A 7,591-nucleotide genomic window follows, 5' to 3' on the forward strand; every position below is an offset into this window, starting at 1 on the left:
AGCAGTGCCTTGGGCAGAGCCGCCGTCAGAAAATGCATCATGGGATTAAAATAGTCCAAAATCCACAGCACGAGAAATACGATGCACAGGACAATGGTTATGTGCGGCAGCACCGCTTTCAACAAGTTCATTTGTCCGCGCCTCCTTCGTCTGCCGGAATATAAATGATGTCGCTGATGGTTCGGCTGACGCCGCCAATCGGCTTGCTCACCGCTTTGCCGTTATAGTACATGACTGCGGATTTGCCGCCGTCTAAATTATACGCCGTCTGGCAGCCCTCTTCCTTCATAAGCTGCGCCAGCTGTGACATGGTGACACCGGCAGAATAGTCCTCCTGTCTGCCGTCTACGACGACAAATTTGTAATGTCCCGGCGCAATATAGCCGATGGCAGCGCGCGGATTCATTTTGTTGAGATATTCCGTCGAATGGAAGGATGCCAGCACATTGCCGCTGCCGTCCAGCAGCGACGGTCCAAACGTCCACGCCTGCCACGCGCCCTGCGCAATCACGCTGTCCGCGTCAAACTGCGAGGCAGGGTAAGTCTTTATCACGCCGTCGGAAAACAGCACACAGACGTCGGAAGTGCCCGGATCTTTGCTGTATACCTCGCCGTTGCGAATGACACACACGCTGTCGCTCTCGCCGTAAGAATCGCCGGAAATCGCCAACGACGCCTGATTTTGCTTTGCCATGGTACTGACAAAATCCCGAATATTTTTTCCGTACATGGATTTAGCAAACGCCGTTTTGACCTTCTGTGTCGATGTGACATAGACATCCGCCGCAAAATAGACAATTGGCTGGTTATTTACCGTGCAGGTAATCTGTTCGATTTTGATGTTTGACGTGCTTGTTTTGTCGTCAAACAACGTTTTTCGCGTCTTTTTCTCGTCCGCAAACGCCTGTATCTCGGTTTGGTCTGCCGCCAACGAAATGGTATCCGCGTGGCTCCAGTTGTTCTGGCTCGCCGCTGGAAAACCAAGTCCGGCATCCGTGCTCTCTGTCGTCTCACCGCTGCCCTGGGAAGGAAGCGCAAATTGCGCCGCCGTTTCCTGTGTCTCGTTGTCCGACACCACGGTGCCCTGCGGGAGCACATACAGCACCAGCAGCACCAATCCCACGCACACAGCACCCGCCGCCAAGTCAATTACCGCCAGTGCCCACACCGGCAGTCTGTGCTTTTTCATGCCGACCCTTCTTTCTCTGTTGCATGTCCTGCTTATTATACCATAGATTGGCACAGATTTTCGTGTAGATTTGGACACGCGGGAAAGAAAAAGCGCTGAGCGGAAATGAATTCCGTCAGCGCAGCTCCTGCTCCAAATGATCGAACAGATTCGATTCAAAAAATTCTTGAATCGTCATCCCTAGCCCATCGCATATTTTCTGTATCGTCCCAATCGTCGTACTTCGATTTCTTCCACTGACGATATTGTTGAGCGTAGACTGCGTAATTCCACTCATGGTAGCCAATTTGTTCACCGTGATCTTATTTTCTCGACACAGCTCTTCAATTCGCAAACGCACTGCCTCTCCGCTTGTCATAACTTTTCACCTCATGCCTTTGTCAATTCTCCCTTATTCAGGATAACGGTTTTGAGTTGAAAAAATTACCTCTTTTCAGTTAAACATACAAAGCAGTCATATTCCGGTATCTTTCAATTGCCTCTTGCCAAGACCGACCGCCTGTTGTATGCTAGTTTTGTTTGATATTTAGAAAGGATGAACTGATTTTGAAAGAAAAACATGGACGAACCCGCTCCACAGCGGAGCTGTTTCGCCGCTTTGCCCCGTATTTTCGCCCCTATGTACCCACGCTGATTTTGGATCTGTTCTGTGCCTCGCTGACGACAATCTGCGAGCTGGCACTGCCGGTCATCGTCCGGTACGTGATGAACCTTGCTCAGTACAATCTCTCGGAGTTGACGGCAAATCTCATCGTTCGGCTGGGCGTCTTGTATTTCGTGCTGCGCGTGATTGACACCGCAGGTGCTTACTATATGGCAAACATCGGCCATGTCATGGGCGCACGGATTGAAACCGACATGCGAACGACGCTGTTTCATCATCTGCAAAAGCTGTCGTTTCGGTACTACGCCAACGCGAAAGTCGGCCAGCTCATGGCGCGCATCACCTCGGACTTATTCGACGTCACCGAATTTGCGCATCACTGCCCGGAGGAATTTTTCATCGCCGGTGTCAAAATTCTCGTGTCGTTTGCCATTTTGCTGTCCGTCAATGTCCCGCTGACGCTGTTTACGTTTGCCGTTCTGCCCATCATGCTGGTGTGCTGCTACAAGTTTAACCGGCGAATGCGCGAGACATTCAAGGAATCGCGCTGGCAGGTCGGTGAAATCAACGCGCAAGTTGAGGATTCTCTGCTCGGCATCCGCGTCGTCAAATCCTTTGCCCGCGAAGAAGCTGAAGAAGAGAAATTCGCCAAGGGCAATGCGCGCTGGCTGGACATCAAAAAGCGCAATTACTTCTGGATGGGCGGCTTTCAGGCGACCACCCGCGCGTTTGACGGCTTGATGAATCTGGTGGTTCTCGTGCTCGGCTGTGTCTTTTTGCTGCACGGCGCGATTCATCCGGGCGATTTTGTCGCCTATCTGCTGTATGTGCAGACGCTGTTGACCTCGATCCGCCGCATTGTCGAATTTATGGAACAGTTCCAGCGCGGCATGACCGGTATTGACCGGTTTCTGGAAATCATGGACGAGCAGCCGGACATTACCAACGCGCCGGATGCCATTCCCTGCGAGCATGTGCGCGGTGAAGTAGATTTTGAAGATGTCTCGTTCTCCTATGAGGATGATGCGGGCGAAGTGCTCGGACACATCAATTTACACGTTGATGCCGGTCAAAACATTGCTATTGTCGGTCCGTCCGGCGGCGGTAAGACTACTCTCTGTAATTTAATTCCACGATTTTACGATGTGTCTAGTGGCTGCGTCAAATTGGATGGCGTAGACGTGCGCAAGCTCCAGCTGCATTCGCTGCGCTCGCACATCGGTGTCGTGCAGCAGGACAATTACCTGTTTTCCGGTACCGTTCTGCACAACATCGCCTACGGCAGACCCGATGCCACGCGCGAAGAAATCATCGAAGCCTCCAAGCTCGCCGGTGCACATGACTTTATCTCCTCTCTGCCTAATGGCTACGATACGTTTATCGGTGAGCGCGGCGTCAAACTGTCCGGCGGTCAGAAGCAACGCATCTCCATCGCGCGCGTGTTCTTAAAAGACCCTCCGGTGCTGATTTTGGACGAAGCCACCAGTGCACTCGACAACGAGAGCGAACGCCTTGTGCAGCAGTCGCTGGAAAAGCTCGCACACGGCAGAACCGTGTTCACGATTGCCCACCGTTTGACAACGATCCGCGGCGCGGATAAAATTCTTGTCCTCACAGAGGACGGCATCGCTGAGCAGGGTTCTCACGAGGAATTGATTGCAAAAGGCGGAATTTATAAAGAATTATACAGTATGTATTCAGATATGCGGTGATGCGCTTGGATACAGCAGAAAAAGCATTTTGCCAGTCCGTTCGGGAGAGAACGGGCTGGCTTTTTGATTGTTGCGGTTCGATTGTCTTTTGGGAGATTTGCCCAAAATTTCACAATAAATTTTGTACAAGATACCCATTCCATTTTTTCAAAAACCTGTCTATTTTTCCGCTTACATTTTGGTCACATTCTGTGATACAATCGCTTACGGTTTTGAAAGAGAACGCTCACTCCCGTTTCACAAAGAGGTAAGAAAAATTATGATTACAGATATGACAAAAGGCTCGCCTTTTAAGATTCTGATTAAGTTTGTCATTCCGCTGCTGCTCAGCATGGTCTTCCAGCAGCTGTATAACTTGGCAGACAGCGTGATTGCCGGACGCTTTCTCGGCGTAGACGCTCTGGCAGCAACCGGTGCCGCCTATCCGATTACGGTTCTATTTATCGCCGTCGCTACCGGCGCGAGTGTCGGCTGCTCCGTTGTCATCTCGCAGCTGTTCGGCGCACACGACATCGTGCGGATGCGCACCGCCGTCAGCACCGCGGTGATCTCTCTGATTACGCTGGCTCTGACGCTGACCGCTGTCGGTGAAGTCGCTTGTCCGGCCCTGATGCAGCTCATCAGCACGCCGAAGAACATCTTCGAGCCGACCATGATTTATCTGCGTATTTACATCGCCGGTCTGCTGTTTCTGTTCCTGTACAACACGGCCACCGCGATCTTTAACGGCTTGGGTGACAGCCGCACCCCGCTGTACTTCCTCGCTTTTTCTACGACATTCAATGTCATTCTGGATATTTTCTTTGTCAGCAAGCTGAATATGGGCATTTCCGGTGTTGCTTGGGCAACGCTGATTGCGCAGGGTATTTCCTCTCTGCTCGCTGTCGTTACTTTGGTTCGCCGTCTGTCCCGCATTCACACGACCCAGAAGCCGAAGCGGTTTGACCGCCATCTGCTCGGTCGTATGGCACTGATTGCGATTCCGTCTATTTGCCAGCAGTCGTTTGTCTCCGTTGGCGTCTTCTGTGTACAGGGTCTGGTCAATCCGCTCGGCTCCAACACCGTTGCCGGATTCTCCGCAGCGCTCAAAGTTTCGACGTTTGCCATTATGGTTATGAATGCACTGCCGAATGCCCTGTCCAGCTTTGCCGCACAGAACATCGGCGCACAGGACATCAAGCGCGTGCGTCAGGGCGTGCGCGACTGCATCATCATGTCGGAACTTGTCATTGGCTCGATTATCGTTCTGTTCTTTGTTGCCGGTCAGCCGATTTTGCAGCTGTTCCTCGGCAGCAGCTCCAACGGCACGGTCATCAGCGTCGGCATTGAATATCTGCTCATCGTCGCTCCGTTCTATCCGCTCGTCGGCATCAAAAACTGCTGCGACAGCGCACTGCGCGGCGGCGGCGCCATGGGACCGTTTATGATTACCACGCTTGTCGATCTGGCACTGCGCGTGGCTCTGGCTTATATCATGGTCCCGATGATGGGCTTTGCCGGTGTCTGCTATGCATACCCGCTCGGCTGGGTCATTGGCACCTCTCTTTCCATCATTTTCTACGTCTGCAACGTTTGGGTGCCGAAGTACATGCGCGATGCGCAAAAGGCCGGCATTCATCTGCCGAAGATTCACCGTCCGGCAGCGGCAGAGCCGCAGCAGACCGAGACTGCACCGCGTGCACAGCGCACCTCGTTTTTCCATAAGCGTGCACACTAATTTCGCTTTTTCTACTTTTTAAACCTCTCTTTTTTCTGGCAGGGCTGGCATCTTCGGATGTCAGCCTTTTTTCTTTTCCTCATCTCGGCTTTTCACTCTGTTTCTGCACAGTATCTTGCAAAATGCGCTGGATATGATATAATGACAGCACTCACAAAGAAAATTGTTTAGAAGGAGTTGACTTTATCATGGGCTGTAATCATGATTGCGACAGCTGCGGAGGAAGCTGCGGCGAGCCGGAATCTTTGCTCAAGGCACCGCATCCGCTGTCCAAGATCAAGAAGGTCATTGGCGTTGTCAGCGGTAAGGGCGGCGTAGGCAAGAGCATGGTAACTTCCCTGCTTGCGGTCGCTATGCAGCGCAAGGGCGCACACTGCGGCATTTTGGACGCAGATATTACCGGACCGTCCATCCCAAAGGGCTTTGGTCTGACCGGTACGCTGGGCGCAACAGAAGAAGGCGTTTACCCGATGGCTACCAAGACCGGCATTGACGTTTGCTCCATCAATCTGCTGATGGAAAATGCCTCTGACCCGGTGATCTGGAGAGGTCCGGTTATCGCCGGTGCGGTTCAGCAGTTCTGGACGGATATTATCTGGAAAGACATTGACTTTATGTTTGTCGACATGCCGCCAGGAACCGGCGATGTTCCGCTGACGGTCTTCCAGTCCCTGCCGGTTGACGGCATTATCGTCATGACCTCTCCGCAGGAGCTGGTATCCATGGTCGTTACCAAGGCAGTCAAAATGGCTGAAATGATGAACATCCCGATTCTGGGTGTCATCGAAAACTACAGCTATGTGGTATGTCCGGACTGCGGCAAGCACATCTCTGTCTTTGGCGAAAGCCATGTCGATGAGATTGCCAAGGAGCACAATCTGGACGTTCTCGCCAAGCTGCCGATGAATCCGGCTCTGGCATCCGCCTGCGATGCCGGTGCACTCGAAGATGTCGAGCTGCCGGATCTGTCCAAGGCATGTGACAAGATCGCTGCCCTGTAAGACAGGAAATTATGCAAAGAAAAAACACCAGAACCGGAAATGCTCCGGAACTGGTGTTTTTTTACTCCGGTCTATGTTTCGCGCCCCACTCGCACAGCTGATCCAGCACTTGCATGAGGGATTTACCGCGCTCGGACAGCGAATACTCCACTTTGGGCGGAATCTGCGGATATTCTTTGCGGCAAATCAGCCCGTCCTGTTCCAGTGCTTTTAAATTGCTGCTCAGCGTCTTATCCGTGATGTGCTGCAAATACCGTTTCATTTCATTGAATCGCACGGTTTCAAATTCCATCAGGCAGTACAAAATGACCATCTTGTGCTTTCCGCTGATGAGAGACATCGTATAGCTGAAGCCGGTATCCTCAAAATTAGCCTGCTCAATATATTTTCTCATGCAGTTTCTTTCCATCATAACACTTCCCTGTAAGATAGTACCTGTCAAAAATAACAGTACTTGTTTCTTTTTCTTTGTCTGTTATAATTTTAGATAACAACCACAGGAAAGTCAATGACAAGATTCTAGGAGGTATACTATCATGAAAAAAGATTTGGGCGTAAAGCCGTTTCTGTTTCCGATGCCGGTACTCATGATTGCCACATACGGCGAGCAGGACACGGTCGATGTCATGAACATGGCATGGGGCGGCATCTGTGCGCACAACATGGTGTCTCTCAATATTGATGAAGACCACAAAACATCGAAAAACATCAAAGAGCGCGGTGCCTTTACGCTGAGCGTTGCAGATATTCCGCACATCGAAGCTGCCGACTTCTTTGGCATCGCCAGCGGCAACAACATGCCGGATAAATTCGAGCGTTCCGGTCTGACCGCCGTCAAGAGCGAAAAAGTTGATGCACCGGTTGTACAGGAATTCCCGCTCACACTGGAATGCCGCGTAGTCGAAGCACGCAATGAATCGTATGGCTTCCATGTCATCGGTGAAATCGTCGGTGTCTTGGCAGACGAAGCTGTTTTGAACGAATCCGGCAAGGTCGATCCGACAAAGCTGCAGGCATTCGTTTTCGATCAGTTCCAGAATGGCTACTATGCCATCGGAGATAAAGTTGGGCAGGCATGGAACACAGGTATGCCGCTCATGAACAACTAAATACCACCCACAAGCCGTTGCCGCTGTCGGATCCTTTCCGGCAGCGGCTTTGCTTTTCTGTCCGATTGCGGACTTGCGGCAAAACCCGCGCTATGCTATACTGATAGGTACGAATGGACGGTATTTTGTCCGATTTTACTTTGCACACATCCGCCGCGGCAAAAGGCGGTGGAAAGGAGATATGCATGAAAGATCAATCCCTAATCCGTAATTTCTCCATCGTCGCGCACATCGACCACGGCAAGTCCACGCTGGCAGA

The 7,591-nt window shown here is 51.6% G+C and carries 8 protein-coding genes; 5 read left to right on the forward strand and 3 right to left on the reverse strand.

What is annotated here, in order from left to right; genetic code table 11:
* Positions 1–127: 127 nt before the first annotated feature.
* Together ACR0P9_RS05100 and ACR0P9_RS05105 are read right to left on the reverse strand one after the other, a co-directional pair.
* Positions 128–1,189, reverse strand: coding sequence for a phosphodiester glycosidase family protein (locus tag ACR0P9_RS05100; protein WP_432617946.1), 1,062 nt, complete (start codon positions 1,187–1,189; stop codon positions 128–130).
* 115 nt (positions 1,190–1,304) lie between these two features.
* Positions 1,305–1,547 (reverse strand): helix-turn-helix domain-containing protein, encoded by a 243-nt coding sequence (locus ACR0P9_RS05105; RefSeq protein ID WP_432617948.1) that lies wholly within the window; start codon positions 1,545–1,547, stop codon positions 1,305–1,307.
* Between the two features lie 188 nt (positions 1,548–1,735).
* On the opposite strand from ACR0P9_RS05105, the gene ACR0P9_RS05110 reads away from it, so the two are divergent.
* The 3 genes from ACR0P9_RS05110 (at position 1,736) to ACR0P9_RS05120 (ending at position 6,223) form a co-directional block, all read left to right on the forward strand.
* On the forward strand, positions 1,736–3,505 hold the full coding sequence (locus ACR0P9_RS05110) for an ABC transporter ATP-binding protein (protein ID WP_432617950.1): 1,770 nt from the start codon (positions 1,736–1,738) through the stop codon (positions 3,503–3,505).
* 259 nt (positions 3,506–3,764) lie between these two features.
* Entirely contained in the window at positions 3,765–5,222 is a 1,458-nt protein-coding gene (locus tag ACR0P9_RS05115) for an MATE family efflux transporter (protein WP_432617952.1), read from the forward strand.
* Between the two features lie 188 nt (positions 5,223–5,410).
* On the forward strand, positions 5,411–6,223 hold the full coding sequence (locus ACR0P9_RS05120; RefSeq protein ID WP_432617954.1) for a P-loop NTPase: 813 nt from the start codon (positions 5,411–5,413) through the stop codon (positions 6,221–6,223).
* A 61-nt stretch (positions 6,224–6,284) separates the two neighbouring features.
* On the opposite strand, the gene ACR0P9_RS05125 is transcribed toward ACR0P9_RS05120, so the two are convergent.
* The gene (locus ACR0P9_RS05125; RefSeq protein WP_432617956.1) at positions 6,285–6,617 is read right to left on the reverse strand and encodes a winged helix-turn-helix transcriptional regulator; all 333 of its coding nucleotides are present in this window, start codon (positions 6,615–6,617) and stop codon (positions 6,285–6,287) included.
* A gap of 142 nt (positions 6,618–6,759) precedes the next feature.
* On the opposite strand from ACR0P9_RS05125, the gene ACR0P9_RS05130 reads away from it, so the two are divergent.
* Together ACR0P9_RS05130 and ACR0P9_RS05135 are read left to right on the forward strand one after the other, a co-directional pair.
* Positions 6,760–7,332, forward strand: a complete 573-nt coding sequence (locus ACR0P9_RS05130; RefSeq protein ID WP_432617958.1) for a flavin reductase family protein — start codon at positions 6,760–6,762, stop codon at positions 7,330–7,332.
* A gap of 185 nt (positions 7,333–7,517) precedes the next feature.
* Positions 7,518–7,591: GTP-binding protein (locus ACR0P9_RS05135; protein WP_432617960.1), on the forward strand; the 74-nt coding region annotated here is incomplete at its 3' end.

The organism is Butyricicoccus sp., assembly GCF_050872565.1.
GTDB lineage: Bacteria > Bacillota > Clostridia > Oscillospirales > Butyricicoccaceae > Butyricicoccus_A.

Bases quoted from the DNA above. Each gene is read 5' to 3' on its own strand.
- ACR0P9_RS05100 (WP_432617946.1), bottom strand. From the start codon at position 1,189: ATGAAAAAGCACAGACTGCCGGTGTGGGCACTGGCGGTAATTGACTTG.
- ACR0P9_RS05105 (WP_432617948.1), bottom strand. From the start codon at position 1,547: ATGACAAGCGGAGAGGCAGTGCGTTTGCGAATTGAAGAGCTGTGTCGA.
- ACR0P9_RS05115 (WP_432617952.1), top strand. From the start codon at position 3,765: ATGATTACAGATATGACAAAAGGCTCGCCTTTTAAGATTCTGATTAAG.
- ACR0P9_RS05120 (WP_432617954.1), top strand. From the start codon at position 5,411: ATGGGCTGTAATCATGATTGCGACAGCTGCGGAGGAAGCTGCGGCGAG.
- ACR0P9_RS05125 (WP_432617956.1), bottom strand. From the start codon at position 6,617: ATGAGAAAATATATTGAGCAGGCTAATTTTGAGGATACCGGCTTCAGC.
- ACR0P9_RS05130 (WP_432617958.1), top strand. From the start codon at position 6,760: ATGAAAAAAGATTTGGGCGTAAAGCCGTTTCTGTTTCCGATGCCGGTA.